Genomic DNA, 15068 nt, shown 5'->3' with positions numbered 1-15068 from the left:
ACGAGGCCATCTTGACCAACTCGAACTGGTTTTCAAAGGAAAAAATCTCGGACCGGATAACCCGCATTTGGGAGCCTCATGTCCATAGGTTCTTCCAGGCCAACATGTTCCATGTCGTCGGCAAGGATGCCGACCTCGTCATTGATTTCGGCATGGGCCTCGCCAATCTCGGGGGCGTGTTAGATATTCATTTGGGTAAACCCGTTCTCGCGGTAGCGACTCACGTTCACGTCGATCATGTCGGCTCGTTCCACGAGTTCGAGGCGCGGCTTGGCCACGCAGTCGAAGCCGGGGCTTTCGCGCTTATGCCGGATGCGCACACGCTCGCCGATTATTTCCGCAATCAGCCGAACGCCCTGACCGCGATAGCGCCCACGGGGATGACGTTGGAATCCTACAAAATTTCGCCGGCACCTCTCACCAGGATTTTGGCGGAGAACGACGTCATCGATATCGGCGGCGCCTGTTACACGGTTCTGCATCTTCCCGGCCATTCTCCCGGTTCCATCGGCCTGCTCGACCAGAGGACGGGGGAATTTTTTAGCGGGGACGCCATATACGAGGGGGGCCTCGTGGATAATTTGCCGGGATGCAATATCGAAGCCTACAAAGCCACCATGAAACGCTTGGCAGAGCTTGACGTTGATCTCGCTCACGGAGGTCATGGACTGGCGTTTGGCAGAGACCGGCTGCGCGAGATCGCCGTGGGCTACTTGCATTCGAAAGGATGCTGAAAAGACCAACTTCCTGCGCAATGAAAGTCCGAGAAAGCCCGGGCATCGTGAGCACTGCAGAGGGCGCGCGTACCCAATGGGTCAACTTCGACCATTAGCGCAAGCCGGTCGCATAACCGCTTTCGCATTCTGCACTCCAAGAGCAGTTAGTCCGGAGACGGCCCAGGCAACCCTGAGCCCATGCATTCTCCTAACGGCCAATGCAGGCCGAAGGAAGAATGAAATGGGAATTGCACAATACGATCCTACCGCACTGGGCCGTCCGGCGTGGAACGCCGGCCGAAAGGTCGGCGTCAAGAAGCCGCTGAAACAGCGCCAGATTTGGGCGATCCGCTTTTTCCTCGACCGGGAGGGACGCATGCGCGATCGCGCGTTGTTCGACCTCGCAATCGACAGCAAACTCCGTGGTTGCGATCTCGTGAAAATGAAAATCGGAAGTCTCGTGACAGGAGCGGAAATTCGAAGCCGTTCCATGGTCATCCAGCAAAAGACCGGCCGTCCGGTGCAGTTCGAAATCACGGCGGACGTGAGGGCAAGTCTGCTTGCGTGGCTCGAAAGGAGAGGTGGAACAGTTGATGACTACGCCTTTCCCAGTCGCATCGACCAGTGACCGCAATTGGTCTACGACGCGACGACTACGGCACGCACTCGCTTCGGCGCACCAAAGCCGCAATGATTTACAAGGCAACAGGAAATCTTCGCGCGATCCAAATCCTCCTCGGCCACCCTAAGATCGAAATACCGTCAAGTATTTAGGAGTGGACATTGAGGATGCGTTGGAATTAGCGGAACATATTGAGATCTGAGAGCGTGCGGCCTCGCGCAAAGCGGGGCCGCACGTGTCAACATAGGTGTGCTCTTCTTGGAGATTGCTGCCGCACCGCTATGCGCCTCCAGAGCCGTCATGCGCTTGTTTCAGCGTGCGCGCTGAAACAGTCAGGCCGACAGAAGCTTTCCGATGTCTCGGCGTGGCGGAGCCCCGAACAGCCGGGCATATTCCCGGCTGAACTGTGAGGGGCTGGCATAGCCCACCTCAAAGGCGACGGTTTCCGCCGACATTTCGCGCGACAACATCAGCCGACGCGCCTCCATCAGGCGGATCTGCTTTTGAAACTGCACCGGCGTCATTGCGGTCATTGCCTTGAACTGACGATGGAAGGCTGTCGGGCTCAGGCCGGCGAGCGCGGCAAGATCATCGACGCGCACCTGCTTGTCGAAATTGCCCCGCAATGCGTGGATCGCTTCGACCAGACGCCGGTTTCGCTCCGCGCCGACGACCATGCGGGCGAAGACAGCGCCATGTGGCCCGGCCAGCAGGCGGTAGCAGAGTTCGCGCTTGACGCCGGGATAGAGCAGCGGGATTGCCTGCTGCTCGCCAAGCAGGCTGACGGCACGGGCGGCGCAGCCGAGGATCGCCTCGTTGAGCTCCATAACGAAGGCGGCGGCATGCCCGTCGGAGGCCGGAGTGGGCGGCGCCTCCATACTTTCATAGACTTCGCGTAGGATTGCCTGGTCGAGTTCGATGACGGCGCTGAGATAGGGCGCATCCGGCGCGCCGTGCACCACCTGGCTTGCACCAGGCATCTCGACGCTGACGACCATGGCCTGGCTGGTGCGATAGTGGAGCCTCCGTTCGCCGAACGTCGTCCATTTCGCGCCCTGCACCACGATGCAGAGCGCCGGCCGGTGGATCAGGTGGTTCGGATGCCGCTCGGAGAACGATCGGAGCAAGGCCAGTCCGTCGATCGCGGTGAAATAGGGGCTCTTGTTTCCATGAGCCGCAAACGCGGCGACGACGGCATCATGCAATATCGAAAGAGTGCTCAATCGGATTCCCCGAAAATCTGGAATTCCACATTAACGCCGGAGGCAGGATCAGGCAAGAAAGAAGCCGGTTCCGGCATGTTCGCCCGTGCTTCGCCCTCTTATGTTCACCGTCATCAATCAAAGGAGAACGGCGATGACACAGAATTCTGAACGCAAAATCGCAATCGTCACCGGCGGCAGCCGCGGGCTGGGCCGCAACACCGTGCTCAACCTTGCCAGACGTGGTGTCGACTCGATCCTCACCTACAATTCCAGCAGGGCGGAAGCCGAAAAGGTCGTGGCCCTGGTTGCTGAAGCCGGCGCCAACGCCATTGCCCTCAAGCTCGACACCGGCGACGCCCACGGTTTCGACCCTTTCGTCGACGCCGTAAATCGGGCGCTTGCCGATCTGGGCGCCGAGCGCTTCGACTACCTCGTCAACAATGCCGGAACCTCGCACCACAACAGCATCGAGGCGACGACGGAAGATGAACTGGATCTGCTTTACAATGTGCACTTCAAGGGCGTTTTCTTCTTGACGCAGAAGCTTTTGCCGCTGATCAACGACGGCGGCCGGATCGTCAACCTGTCGAGCGGCCTGACTCGCATCATCGTTCCTGGCAGTGCTGCTTACGGTGCGATGAAGGGAGCGGTCGAGGTGTTGACCCGGTACATGGCAAAGGAACTGGGACCGCGACGCATCGCCGTCAATGTCGTCGCGCCTGGCGCCATCCAGACCGACTTTAGCGGCGGTATGGTGCGCGACAATCCGGATCTGAACCAGCGTGTCGCCGAAATGACGGCGCTGGGCCGCGCCGGCCTGCCCGACGATATCGGTCCGATGATTGCCTCGCTGCTCTCTGAGGACAACCGCTGGGTCAATGCCCAACGCATCGAGGTCTCTGGCGGCATGTCAATCTGAGATGCGCTTCGGACCGGATTCAAATAATTCTACAGCTTCGCAAACGATGGAGATTCATGATGATGAACAGACGCACATTTTCGAAAACTTTGCTCGTCGGTGCTGCCACGTCATTTGTTGCGACACATGCCGGCTTGGCCGCCACACACACGCCTCCAAACGCGCGCAATGTCGTTCTGGTGCATGGACTTTTCGCCGACGGATCATGCTGGGCCGAGGTTATCGCCCGGCTGCAAGCGAAGGGCCTAAACTGCACGGCGGTACAGAACCCGCTGACCACGCTGCCCGATGCCGTGGCGGCCGCCCGGCGCATCCTCGACCGGCAGGACGGTCCGACTGTCTTTGTCGGCCACTCCTTTTCGGGGATGATCCTCACCGAAGCAGGCGTACATCCGAACGTCTCTTCACTGGTTTATGTCGCTGCCCGAGCACCGGATGCAGGTGAGGACTATGCAGCTTTGGCAAAAATCTACCCGACACCACCCGCAACCGCGGGCATTGTCTTCGACGGCGACGAAGGACGGCTGACGGAAGAAGCGTTCCTGCGCGACTTCGGGGGCGATCTTCCCGAGGCCAGGGCGAGGGTTCTCTATGCCGTTCAACAACCATTCCAAAAGGCGTTGCTCACCGGCAAAACCTCAAACGCTGCTTGGCGTTCCAAGCCAAGCTACTACGCCGTTTCGACGCAAGATAGGACGATAAATCCAGACCTGCAGCGTTTCATGGCCAAACGCATGGGCGCTAAAGCCATCGAACTCAAATCCAGCCATCTGTCTCTCATTTCGCATCCAAATGAGATCACCAAGCTCATTCTGGAAGCTGCCGGGCGATCATGACATTGGATCCCCTGACGCCGCGCGAGCCGATATTCCGAGCCTGATCGCTGCCGGCAAGGCCAACGGGGAGATCGTCGAGGCACTCGGAAAAACGCCGGCCCGGATGGCCGCGAAGGATGACGAATTGCGGCGCGGATATCAAAGCCTGAATCTAGAGTTGGAGTCGACAAACGAGAGCGGCATGGAGGAATATCTAGCCCAGAACGCACCGTTCATCGATGCCGTGGTAAGACCACCACCAAAGACGTTATCACGGATCCGTGTCGGCAACGGCCATGGCCAGGCCGCCTGCAGGAAGGGCCGCTATTTGACCTTCCCGCTCCGAAACCTGCTGGTCCCTTCACGGCCCCCAAATCAGCCATTTCAGATGGGCCAAGTGAATGCTTTAGTTAGAAAATCTAATAAAGACGGAAAGAAACATCAGGATTTTCAGTTCTAATTGGATCAAGGCGAGACCTGTCAAAGCGGCCCGTGGTGCAAGCGCGGCAGAACGTGGCGCGCGAACAGATCTGCCTCAGCCGCATGCGGATAGCCCGACAGAATGAAAGCCTCTATACCCTCGGCGCGATACGCCTGCAGTTTTGCTAGAACTTGATCGGGATCGCCAACGATCGCTGCACCGCAGCCGGAACGTGCGCGGCCGATACCAGTCCAGAGGTTGTCCTCCACATAGCCCTCGTTGCCGGCCCGTTCGCGCAGTTCGGCCTGGCGCCGGACGCCAACCGACTGGCTGTCGAGTGATTTCGCCCGGATGACCGCTCCAGTGGCGTCATCGAGTTTTGACAGTAGGCGATCGGCAGCCAGTCGTGCTTCGGCCTCGGTTTCGCGCACGACGACATGCACGCGGTAGCCGAACCGGAGCGCGCGGCCGCGCTTTTCTGCTCGGCAGCGAAGATCGGCGATCGTGGCACGGACGGTTTCCATCCGATCCGGCCACATCAAATAGATATCGGCACCTTCGGCTGCTGCGTCGCGGGCGTCCTCCGACAGGCCGCCGAAATAAAGCTGCGGGCAGCGTCCCAACAGCGGAGCGACCCGCGGCGGATCGATCTTCAGCTTCCAGAACGCGCCATCGTGATCGAGCGGCTTTCCGTCAAGCAGCGTGCGCAGGATCGACATCGCCTCGATGGTGCGGGCATAGCGCGGGCCGCTTGGAAGGGTTTCGCCCGGCATCTCGCTGGAGATGATGTTGATCGACAAGCGGCCATTGGCGATGCGGTCGATAGTGGCGATCTGGCGTGCCAGTTGCGGTGGCCAGTTTTCGCCGATGCGAACCGCCATCAGGAGTTTGATCCTGCGGGTTAGCGCGGCCATAGCCGACGCAAAGGATGTCGTATCGATGCCCAAGGCATAGCCGGAAGGCAGCAAAACATTGTCGAAGCCACCGCTTTCGGCCTGCAGGACGATATCGCGACAGTGTTCGAAGCTCGATTGAAGCCTCGGATCCGGAACCCCGAGGAACTCGTAATCGTCGTCACAAAGCGCGGAAAACCAGCTTACTTCGCAGGCGGTGGTCATGAAGGGATCTCTCCGGTCCTGTCGGCGCATTCTTGCGCAGCATTTCTCTAACGGCTCTGTCTCCGGCGCAAATGTCTCTGGTAGCAGCCGTTCCTTGAGTAGGAACGAAAGGCACGTTCGCGTTTTCCCCGTTCAGTAGGTCAATTTTCGAAGCGAAGTGACAGCGCTCGGTGAATTGTCATCGCTTAGCTGCTTTGGCGGTGAAGCAGCGTGAAGCGGGTATCGATGATAATGGGCGTCCTCTCGGGGCCGTGAGCGATGCGCTCTAAGATCAGGCGCGCGGCCTCGGTTCCGATAAGATCGCCTGGCGGGCGTATGGTGGTGAGCGAGGGATTGGACGCGGCACTGAAGCTGAGATCGCCGAAACCGACAATCGAAAGCTGACCGGGAATGTCGATCCCAAGCCGCTGGCATTCGAAGATCACGCCCAACGCCACATGGTCGTTGGAACAGGCAATGCCGTCCACCTGCGGAAATTTTCGCATTGTCTCGCCGAGCAACATCGCGCCCACTTCGGCGCTTGACGGCGCGGGATGCTGGATGATCTCGGCGGTGACGCCTGCGGTTTTGCGGGCTTCCTCCACAAATCCCTCGGCACGGTGTGTCGCCCTTTGGTCTTCTTGCAAGCGGGCGCCGAGAAAGACGAGTTTGCGGCGATTTCGCTGCACGAGATGTGCGGCGGCCGAGCGCCCGACCTGTTCGTGGTGGAAGCCGACGGCCATCTCGATGGGCTCAGAGCCAAGCTCCCAAATTTCGACGACCGGAACGCTGCTTTCGCGCAAGAGCTTTCTGGTGGCGTTGCTGTGGGAAAGCCCCGTCAGAACGATTGCAGCGGGTGCCCAGGAGAGCGCCATGCGCACAAGGTTTTCCTCCTCGCGCTCGCTGTATTCAGTATGGCCGAGCATGACCTGTAGCCGCTCCTTTCCGAGTTCAGCCTGCATCGTGGCCACGGTTTCGGCAAAAAAGGCATTGCGGACAGAAGGCACAATGATGCTGACTGCGCGCGATGAGGCGGCCGCAAGGCCGCCGGCCATGAGGTTAGGTACGTAATTGAGCGCCTCTATTGCTTTGGCGATCGCCTCACTTGCCGCGGCCGAAACCGCATCCGGCTTTCGCAGATAAAGGGAGACCGTGGAGGGTGATGTCTGGGCCCGCGTCGCAACGTCCATCATGGTCACGCGCTGCATCTTGCGGCGTTTGCGCGTCGGCTTCGCGGTTCGTCCGGTATTCAACATTCTTCCTGTCTATATAATAGCGCTATTATTTACGGGCATCATAACGCATGGTTTTCCACCGGACAATTCCTCCTTTCCGCAAAAGGCCAATTTAACTGGAGTATCTTGATTTTCCAGCTGATAATCGGTTTTGATCGGGGTTCGTCAGCGCCTCAGCGGGGTGATTTTAGAGGCGCCCGCTTGCCGAACTTAAATCGTAGCGCTATTATAGCCGCAACAAATAGCGATCGGCACTGGATGGGTTGCCGCTTTCGGGAGGTTGAAATGGCGGGAGTGAGCCTGCGGGCGCTGGACAAGAGTTACGGCGCCCTTCGGATCGTCAAGGGAATTGATCTGGAGATCGCCGACGGCGAGTTCGTGGTTTTCGTCGGTCCTTCGGGCTGTGGGAAGTCGACCACCTTGCGCATGGTGGCCGGTCTGGAGACGATCACGGGCGGCGAGGTCATGATTGGCGATCGTGTCGTCAACCGGTTGGCGCCGCGCGATCGCGATATCGCCATGGTCTTCCAGGATTACGCGCTCTATCCGCATAAGACGGTTCGGGAAAATATGGGGTTTAGCCTCAAAGTGCGTGGGATTGCCGCAGGAGAGGCTGCGGCACGGGTCGATGAGGCGGCCAATATGTTGGGTATCTCCCATCTGCTGGATCGCCGGCCGGGCCAGCTGTCTGGCGGTCAACGCCAGCGCGTCGCCATGGGTCGCGCCATCGTGCGCCGTCCGAAAGTGTTTCTCTTCGATGAGCCGCTGTCCAATCTGGATGCCAAATTGCGCGGCCAGGTCCGCACCGAAATCAAGAAGCTGCATCAAACGATCGGCACGACGATCATCTACGTTACGCACGATCAGGTTGAGGCCATGACGCTCGCCGATAGGATAGTCATCCTGCGCGGTGGAGAGATCGAGCAGGTGGGGACGCCGGACGAGGTCTACAACCGTCCGGCCAGTGTCTTCGTCGGTGGTTTCGTCGGGTCGCCTGCGATGAATTTTGCGAGAGCCAAGGCTGATGGCAGCAATCTGTTATTTGCCAATGGAGACCGTTTGCCTATGTCGGCGATCCAGGCTCGCACTGACAAGGGCCGGGATTTCATCGTTGGAATCCGACCAGAGCATTTCACCGCGAACCCGTCCGAGGTCTCGCTGACCTGTCACGTTCAGGTCGTCGAGCCGCTTGGATCCGATACGCTGCTCCATTTCGCCGTCGGCAACGAGACGCTGACCGCCCGGATGCCGCCCGAAACGCGCGTCAAGGCCGGCGAAACGCTGCAGATCGGCGTGGATCCCGCGAAAATACATCTTTTCGACGCCGCAACTGAACGCGCCGTCCATTGACGACCCCGCGCGGGGAGGATGCCAAGGCCGCGCGACCAAACACCCAAAGGGAGGAAAATCATGACCTTTAAGAATTTATCCGGTGCATTACTTTGCGGCACGATGCTGGCTTTCGCGATGCCGGCTTCGGCGCAAACGGCGCTGAACGTCTATATCTCCAGCCAGCACCAGCCGGACGTCTGGCGCAAGGCGCTCGACAAGTATGAAGCGGCCAATCCCGACGTGAAGGTCAAGATCGAGACCGGGGGCAACACGTCCGAAGCGCAGGCACAGTATCTGAATACTGTGATGTCGGCCAAGGATACCTCGCTCGACGTCCTCATCCTCGACGTTATCCGCCCCGCGCAATTTGCCGCTGCCGGTTGGACCAGCGATTTCGCGGATAAGGACATGGCCTCCTACCTGCCAGCCTATGCGGGCGCCAACACAGTCGATGGCAAGGTGATCGCGCTTCCGGCTTTCGCTGACTCTCAATTTCTTTACTACCGCAAGGATCTTCTGGAAAAGTACGGCATCGAGCCGCCCAAGACTTGGGACGAATTAAAGGTGGCTGCCAAGAAAATTGCCGAAGGCGAGGGCAATGCCAATCTGCAGGGCCTGTCCTTCCAAGGCAAGGCGATCGAGGGTGCGGTCTGCACCTTCCTTTTGCCTTATTGGAGCCAGGGCAAGATGCTGACCGACAACGGTCGCCTTACCTTCGATCGCGATGCGGCCATCAAGTCGCTCAGCCTCTGGAAGAGCTTTGCCGACGAAGGCGTTGCCAAGAAGAACATCGCCGAAGTCGGCACTGACGATACGCGCAAGGAGTTCCAGGCCGGCAACGTGATCTTCGCGGTCAACTGGTCCTATGCCTGGGCGCAGTCGCAAGGTGCTGAATCCGCAGTTGCCGGCAAGGTTGGCGTTGCCAAGCTGCCGGCGATAACGGGTGGCGAGCAGGCGACCTGCCTCGGCGGCTGGGAATGGGGCGTGTCCGCATATTCCGAGCACCAGGACGAGGCCAAGAAGCTGGTCGAATATCTGTCGTCTGAGGACGTTTCGAAGTTCATGGCCATCAATGCCTCGCTGCTGCCGACCTATGCCAGTCTTTATCAGGACGCAGAGGTGACGAAGAGTGCGCCGTGGTTTGCCAATGCGCTGCAGGTGGTTCAAACCGCCAAGCCGCGCCCAGTGACGCCGCGCTACAACGAAGTCAGCGAGGTTATCCGCACCACCGTCAACGCGGTTCTCGCAGGCGTCACGTCGCCGGAAGATGGCGCCGACCAGATCGAGGCACGCCTGAAGCGCATCCTGCGGTGAGGAGCCCTTAACTCCTTGCTCAATCCCCTCCTTGCGCTGCGGGGAGGGGAGACCTTCTCAAGAGATGTGACGAGCTGCCTTTCGGCGGTGCCGGGCAAGGAATAGGCCTTTCCGTCCAGACCTCTCAACGTTTCGGAACGAAACCATGGCGACGACAACCACATTCAAGGCAACGGACATACAGGAGGCCCCGCCTGCAGGCTGGACACGCTGGCTCGATCTCAGCGACCGTTCGCTGGCCGTGCTGCTTCTGGCGCCGGCCGCGATCCTTCTCGCGCTGATCATCGTCTATCCGGTCTGCCGGCTGGCCTATACGAGTCTTTTCAGCCTGTCCCTGACATCGGGGTTGCCGGCTGAGTTCGTGGGGCTGGAAAACTACCGGTTGATGATCGACGATCCGGTCTTTTGGGAAACCACCTGGAACACGGTCCTGATCACGCTGATCACTGTTCCTGGCGCTTTGCTGGTCGGGCTTTGCCTTGCGCTCATGGCGAACCTTCCGTTTGCGATGCAGTGGCCCGTCCGCCTGTCGCTGTTGATCCCATGGGCGCTGCCGCTGTCCTTCGCCGGTCTGATCTTCGCCTGGTTTTTCCATTCGGAGTATGGCGTCGTCAACGACGTGCTGAACCGTTTCGGGTTCGAGGGCATCATCTGGTTCAACTCGCCGAACTGGGCCTTTGCCGCGATCTGTCTCACCATCATCTGGAAGACGTCGTCCTTCATGGCGCTGATCATCCTTGCAGGCCTGCAAACCATCCCGCGCTCGCTCTATGAAGCAGCGGACGTGGACGGCGCCGGGCGTCTACGGCAGTTTTTCGAAATCACCCTGCCGCTGCTGAAACCATCGATCGTCGTTGCATTGATCTTCCGCACCATCACCGCTCTGCAGACCTTCGACATTCCTTACATGATGACGGGTGGCGGACCGGGCACGTCCACCTCGACGCTTGCCATGTACATCCACCAGAACACCGTGTCCTTTCTCGATCTCGGCTACGGATCTGCGCTCGCCGTCGTCATGTTCGCGCTGTCGATGTGCGTGACGGCCGTCTATCTCCGCATGATCCGGACCAAGGAGTAATCGCCATGAGCACGCTAGCCGCCCCCGGTTCGACATCCTTACTGTCCGGCAAGCCGTTGCGGTTCATCGCCGCCGGCATTCTTCTGGTGAACGGCATGTTCCCGGCGCTCTGGATCCTGTTCACCTCGCTCAAGACCGAGGGCGAGCTGACCGCCAAGCCGATCACCTGGATCCCGCATGCCCCAACCGTGCAGAACTATGTGCAGGCCTTTTCCGACCAGCCGTTGCATGTTTTCCTGTTCAACAGCTTCATGGTGGCGCTGCTTTCGACCGCGCTGACGCTGCTCGTCTCGGTACTGGCAGCCTATGCGCTCGCCCGGCTCAACCTGACCTATCGCGGGCTAATCCTGTCGCTAATTATCGCGGTCTCGACATTTCCGCTGGTGACACTGCTGGTGCCGCTGTTCGAAATCATGCGGACGCTCAATCTTTTAAATAGCTGGACGGCGCTGATCCTACCCTACACGGTGCTGAGCCTGCCCGTCTGCACGCTGATGCTGGTCTCCTTCTTCGAGGGCATTCCGCGCGATCTGGAGAATGCCGCGATGATCGACGGCTGTACGCGCATGGGAGCGCTGTTCAAGGTGGTGGTGCCGCTTTGCGCGCCGGGCGTGTTCACGGCGGGGATCCTTGCATTCGTCAACGCGTGGGACGAATTCCTGCTGGCGCTGTCCTTCAATTCCAATCCGTCGTTGCGCACTCTGCCGGTCGGCATCCAGCTCTATCAGGGCGAGTTTGCCTTCCCCTGGCCGGTGATCTCTGCAGCGCTGGTCGTCGGCATCGTACCGGTGGCCATCCTCATTGTCATCTTCCAGGAGCGCGTCGTCTCCGGCCTGACAGCGGGCGGCATCAAGGGATGAGCGACGTGAAGAAGAGACGCGATCTTTCGGAACTGCGCAGCCAGCGCTGGTTCGCCTCCGACGACATGCGCGGCTTTGCCCACCGGCAGCGCACTCAGCAGATGGGTATGCGTCGGGACGAATTCATGGGCCGGCCGGTGATCGGTATCATAAACACCTGGAGCGAGATGAGCCCCTGCCACGCCCACTTGCGCGATCGGGCGGAGGCGGTAAAGCGTGGCGTTTGGCAGGCCGGCGGCTATCCGGTCGAGATGCCCGCGCTCTCCGTCGGCGAAGTCATGGTCAAACCGACCACCATGCTCTACCGCAATTTTCTGGCGATGGAATGCGAGGAGCTTTTGCGTTCGCATCCGGTCGATGGAGCTGTGTTGCTTGGCGGCTGCGATAAGTCCACGCCGGCGCTGCTGATGGGCGCGATCTCGATGGACATTCCTATAATTTATTGCCCTGCCGGGCCGATGTCGAACGGCCAGTGGCGTGGAATCAAAACCGGAGCAGGCACTCACACCAAGAAATACTGGGACGAGCTGCGCGCCGGCAACATCACGCAGGACGACTGGGTCGATCTCGAAAGCCGGATGACCCGCTCGGCGGGCACCTGTAACACTATCGGCACGGCCTCGACTATGACCTCGATCGTCGATGCGATGGGACTGACGTTGCCCGGCGCGTCGTCGATCCCGGCGACGGATTCCGGCCATCCGCGTATGGCATCCTTATGCGGCGTGCGGATCGTCGAGATGGTCTGGGAGGATTTGAAACCGTCCGACATTCTCGACAAGGCCAGCTTCCAGAACGGCCTCGTCGCCTACATGGCGCTTGGTGGGTCCACCAATGCAGCCGTCCATCTGGTTGCCATGGCGCGCCGGGCCGGGGTCGATCTGTCGCTCGACGACATGGCGGCGATGGCCGGCAGGGTTCCTGTCGCTGTCAACGTGTTTCCCTCGGGCGAATACCTCATGGAGGATTTCTACTTCGCCGGCGGTCTCCTCGGGCTTTTGAACAAGTTTTCACGTCATCTCGATCTCACCCGGCCGACCGTCAATGGCCACACGCTTGGCGAAAACATCGCCGGGGCGGAGTGCTGGAACGATGATGTCATTCGCGATGAGGACAATCCGGTAGTGCCCCTGTCGCGCGGCAAGACGCTGGAAGTTTTGCGCGGTAATCTGGCGCCGAACGGCGCGGTGATGAAGTCCTCTGCCGCAAATCCGAAATTCCTGAAACATGTCGGCCCGGCCATCGTCTTCGACAATCCCGGCGTCATGAACAAAACCCTGGACGACCCTGAGTTGGATATCACCGAGGATACGGTGATTGTTCTGCGCAATGCCGGTCCAGTCGGTGCGCCCGGGATGCCGGAATGGGGTAATTTGCCCATCCCCAAGAAGTTGCTCAAGCAGGGAGTGCGCGACATGGTGCGCATCTGCGATGGCCGCATGAGCGGCACGCACTACGGCACCTGCATTCTGCACGTTTCGCCCGAGGCCGCCATCGGCGGACCACTGGCACTGTTGAAGACCGGCGACCTAATCGAACTCGACGTAGCGGCCGGGACCATCAACATGAAGGTCGATGAGCCGGAAATCGCCCGCCGACGGGCCGAGTGGAAACCCTCCCCGCGGGTCTACCAGCGGTCTTTTGCGGCACTTTACCAGCAGCATGTGAGCCAAGCCGACCAAGGCTGCGACTTTGACTTTCTAAGCGGAACGGCCGTCGTGCCGGATCCCGCGATCTATTGAGGAGACGACAATGAGCCTGACAAACCCTTTCAAGGCATGGCTTGCAGAAAAAGACCGGGCAACACCACTCGGTACATGGCTGATGGCCGCGGCACCTGCAACGGCCGAGGCGCTCGGTTATGCCGGCTTCGATTTCCTTGTCGTCGATATGGAACATGTCCCGGTCGAGGTCTCGGATGTCGCAGGGATACTGCGTGCCATCGGCTGCACGCCGGCCGAGGCGGTAGTACGGCTTGCCTGGAACGATCAGGTTCTGGTCAAGCGCGTGCTCGATGCAGGTGCCCGCACCGTCATGCTCCCCTTCGTGCAAACCGCCGAGGAAGCGCGCGCGGCCGCGTCCTACACCCGCTATCCGCCGCAGGGCATTCGGGGCGTTGCCGCCGTTCATCGCGCATCGAAATTCGGCACGATCCCGGACTATCTGAAGCGGGCGAATGACGAGGTCTGCACCATTGTCCAGCTTGAAACACCTGAGGCGATCGAGCGGCTGCCGGAGATCGCGGCCATCGATGGTATCGATGCGCTGTTTGTCGGTCCGGGCGACCTGTCCGCCGCCATGGGCCATATCGGCAATATCGCCCACCCCGAAGTGCAAGCACTGATCGAGAAGGCGGCGAAGGACGCGCGCGCGGCCGGCAAGCCGGTGGGCATCGTCGGTCCCAATCCCGATATGGTGAAGCGCTTCCTTGGATACGGCTACGATTTCGCAGCCATCGCTTCTGACATCGCAATGATGACCGGTCGCGCCAACGACTGGCTCGGCGCCCTGAAGGGACAGGCGGCTCCGGTTGCGGCACCAGCCGCTGCCTACTGAGGATATTTTCGTGCAAACCGGCTTCAACCTCGTTTTCGACGCAAAGACGGCTCTCGGCGAATGTCCCTTGTGGTCGGCGGCCGAGCAGGTGTTGTATTTCGTCGACATCAAACGCTGCAGCATCCATCGTTTCGACCCTGCGACGAGCGATTTGAAGACCCTCGAACTTTCAGAGGAGGTTGGCTGCATCGGTCTTGCCGAAGGCGGCGGATTCGTCGCGGGCCTGCGGTCGGGAATCTGGCTGGTCGATCCGGATGGCAGGCCGCGTCGCAAGCTGGCCGACAATCCCGAGGATCAGGAGATCAGCCGCTTCAACGACGGCATGGTCGATCCGATGGGCCGGTTCATTGCCGGAACCGTCGATGAAAGCCGCGAAAAAGGCATTGCAGCACTTTACCGGTATGACCGCAACGGACTGGCGAAATTGGCCGATGGTCTCCTGACGTCCAACGGTGTCGCGTTCTCGCCCGACGGAAGCCGCCTCTATCACGCCGATACGCTTCGCTACACGCTCTACACGTATGATTACGCACCGAAAACCGGGACCGCATCCAACCGGCAGGTCTTCGCCCGGTTCGGTAGCGACACTGACAAGGGTCGCCCGGATGGCGGCGCGGTTGATCTCGAAGGCTGCTACTGGACGGCGCTGTTCGAGGGCGGGCGGGTACAGCGCTACAACCCGAACGGCGCCTTGCTGGCTGAGTATCCGGTGCCAGTCAAATGCCCGACAATGGTCAGCTTCGGCGGTGCGGATATGCGCACGCTGTTTTGCACCAGCGCCAGTGTCGGACGCTCCGATGCAGAGCTTGAAGCATTCCCTCTGTCGGGCGGCCTTTATGCCATGCGTACCGATGTCGCTGGGTTGCAAAAACCTCTTTTTAATCCGGAAGCCTGA

General features: G+C 60.0%; 14 protein-coding genes and 1 pseudogene. 12 read left to right on the top strand and 3 right to left on the bottom strand.

Annotated elements, in window-relative coordinates:
* Positions 1-11: 11 nt before the first annotated feature.
* Positions 12-734, top strand: coding sequence for an MBL fold metallo-hydrolase (locus ACP7E6_RS14210; RefSeq protein ID WP_426230375.1), 723 nt, complete (start codon positions 12-14; stop codon positions 732-734).
* 223 nt (positions 735-957) lie between these two features.
* A pseudogene (locus ACP7E6_RS14205) lies at positions 958-1540 on the top strand (tyrosine-type recombinase/integrase).
* Between the two features lie 130 nt (positions 1541-1670).
* On the opposite strand, the gene ACP7E6_RS14200 reads toward ACP7E6_RS14205, so the two are convergent.
* A complete protein-coding gene (locus ACP7E6_RS14200) occupies positions 1671-2561 on the bottom strand; it encodes an AraC family transcriptional regulator N-terminal domain-containing protein (RefSeq protein ID WP_426230374.1) in 891 nt (296 codons plus the stop codon).
* 133 nt (positions 2562-2694) lie between these two features.
* Here ACP7E6_RS14200 and ACP7E6_RS14195 point away from each other — a divergent pair, with 133 nt between their 5' ends.
* Genes ACP7E6_RS14195 through ACP7E6_RS14185 form a run of 3 tightly spaced genes read left to right on the top strand, consistent with a single transcriptional unit; the run spans position 2695 to position 4737 of the window.
* Positions 2695-3462, top strand: a complete 768-nt coding sequence (locus tag ACP7E6_RS14195) for an SDR family NAD(P)-dependent oxidoreductase (RefSeq protein ID WP_426230373.1) — start codon at positions 2695-2697, stop codon at positions 3460-3462.
* Between the two features lie 56 nt (positions 3463-3518).
* Positions 3519-4298, top strand: a complete 780-nt coding sequence (locus tag ACP7E6_RS14190) for an alpha/beta fold hydrolase (protein ID WP_426230372.1) — start codon at positions 3519-3521, stop codon at positions 4296-4298.
* Positions 4255-4737, top strand: a complete 483-nt coding sequence (locus tag ACP7E6_RS14185; protein ID WP_426230371.1) for a hypothetical protein — start codon at positions 4255-4257, stop codon at positions 4735-4737. Before ACP7E6_RS14190 ends, ACP7E6_RS14185 begins: the two co-directional genes overlap by 44 nt.
* 20 nt (positions 4738-4757) lie before the next feature.
* Here the strand turns inward: ACP7E6_RS14185 and ACP7E6_RS14180 are convergent, their stop codons facing one another.
* Together ACP7E6_RS14180 and ACP7E6_RS14175 are read right to left on the bottom strand one after the other, a co-directional pair.
* Positions 4758-5816, bottom strand: coding sequence for an LLM class flavin-dependent oxidoreductase (locus tag ACP7E6_RS14180; protein WP_426230370.1), 1059 nt, complete (start codon positions 5814-5816; stop codon positions 4758-4760).
* A gap of 185 nt (positions 5817-6001) precedes the next feature.
* Complete coding sequence (locus ACP7E6_RS14175) at positions 6002-7051, bottom strand: LacI family DNA-binding transcriptional regulator (protein WP_426230369.1); 1050 nt, start codon at positions 7049-7051, stop codon at positions 6002-6004.
* A gap of 264 nt (positions 7052-7315) precedes the next feature.
* Between ACP7E6_RS14175 and ACP7E6_RS14170 the strand changes: the two genes are divergently transcribed.
* The 7 genes from ACP7E6_RS14170 to ACP7E6_RS14140 all read left to right on the top strand — a co-directional run bounded on the left by ACP7E6_RS14170 (position 7316) and on the right by ACP7E6_RS14140 (position 15068).
* Entirely contained in the window at positions 7316-8380 is a 1065-nt protein-coding gene (locus ACP7E6_RS14170) for an ABC transporter ATP-binding protein (protein ID WP_426230368.1), read from the top strand.
* Positions 8381-8440: 60 nt separating this feature from the next.
* Complete coding sequence (locus ACP7E6_RS14165; RefSeq protein WP_426230367.1) at positions 8441-9676, top strand: ABC transporter substrate-binding protein; 1236 nt, start codon at positions 8441-8443, stop codon at positions 9674-9676.
* A 145-nt stretch (positions 9677-9821) separates the two neighbouring features.
* Complete coding sequence (locus ACP7E6_RS14160; protein WP_426230366.1) at positions 9822-10757, top strand: carbohydrate ABC transporter permease; 936 nt, start codon at positions 9822-9824, stop codon at positions 10755-10757.
* A 5-nt stretch (positions 10758-10762) separates the two neighbouring features.
* Positions 10763-11617, top strand: a complete 855-nt coding sequence (locus ACP7E6_RS14155; RefSeq protein WP_426230365.1) for a carbohydrate ABC transporter permease — start codon at positions 10763-10765, stop codon at positions 11615-11617.
* Positions 11614-13359: an L-arabinonate dehydratase gene (gene araD / locus ACP7E6_RS14150; protein WP_426230364.1), complete on the top strand. Its 1746-nt coding sequence runs from the start codon at positions 11614-11616 to the stop codon at positions 13357-13359. The genes ACP7E6_RS14155 and araD overlap by 4 nt, the downstream gene beginning before the upstream one ends.
* 10 nt (positions 13360-13369) lie before the next feature.
* Positions 13370-14173 carry an HpcH/HpaI aldolase family protein gene (locus ACP7E6_RS14145; protein ID WP_426230363.1) on the top strand — a complete coding sequence of 268 codons (804 nt, stop codon included), beginning with the start codon at positions 13370-13372 and terminating at the stop codon, positions 14171-14173.
* Positions 14174-14183: 10 nt separating this feature from the next.
* Complete coding sequence (locus tag ACP7E6_RS14140; RefSeq protein WP_426230362.1) at positions 14184-15068, top strand: SMP-30/gluconolactonase/LRE family protein; 885 nt, start codon at positions 14184-14186, stop codon at positions 15066-15068.

Origin of the sequence: Pararhizobium sp. DWP3-4, from assembly GCF_049898205.1 — a bacterium.
GTDB lineage: Bacteria > Pseudomonadota > Alphaproteobacteria > Rhizobiales > Rhizobiaceae > Pararhizobium.
This window is presented reverse-complemented; position numbering and strand designations above follow the sequence as displayed.

Bases quoted from the DNA above. Each gene is read 5' to 3' on its own strand.
- ACP7E6_RS14195 (WP_426230373.1), top strand. From the start codon at position 2,695: ATGACACAGAATTCTGAACGCAAAATCGCAATCGTCACCGGCGGCAGC.
- ACP7E6_RS14190 (WP_426230372.1), top strand. From the start codon at position 3,519: ATGATGATGAACAGACGCACATTTTCGAAAACTTTGCTCGTCGGTGCT.
- ACP7E6_RS14185 (WP_426230371.1), top strand. From the start codon at position 4,255: ATGAGATCACCAAGCTCATTCTGGAAGCTGCCGGGCGATCATGACATT.
- ACP7E6_RS14180 (WP_426230370.1), bottom strand. From the start codon at position 5,816: ATGACCACCGCCTGCGAAGTAAGCTGGTTTTCCGCGCTTTGTGACGAC.
- ACP7E6_RS14175 (WP_426230369.1), bottom strand. From the start codon at position 7,051: ATGTTGAATACCGGACGAACCGCGAAGCCGACGCGCAAACGCCGCAAG.
- ACP7E6_RS14170 (WP_426230368.1), top strand. From the start codon at position 7,316: ATGGCGGGAGTGAGCCTGCGGGCGCTGGACAAGAGTTACGGCGCCCTT.
- ACP7E6_RS14165 (WP_426230367.1), top strand. From the start codon at position 8,441: ATGACCTTTAAGAATTTATCCGGTGCATTACTTTGCGGCACGATGCTG.
- ACP7E6_RS14160 (WP_426230366.1), top strand. From the start codon at position 9,822: ATGGCGACGACAACCACATTCAAGGCAACGGACATACAGGAGGCCCCG.
- ACP7E6_RS14155 (WP_426230365.1), top strand. From the start codon at position 10,763: ATGAGCACGCTAGCCGCCCCCGGTTCGACATCCTTACTGTCCGGCAAG.
- araD (WP_426230364.1), top strand. From the start codon at position 11,614: ATGAGCGACGTGAAGAAGAGACGCGATCTTTCGGAACTGCGCAGCCAG.
- ACP7E6_RS14145 (WP_426230363.1), top strand. From the start codon at position 13,370: ATGAGCCTGACAAACCCTTTCAAGGCATGGCTTGCAGAAAAAGACCGG.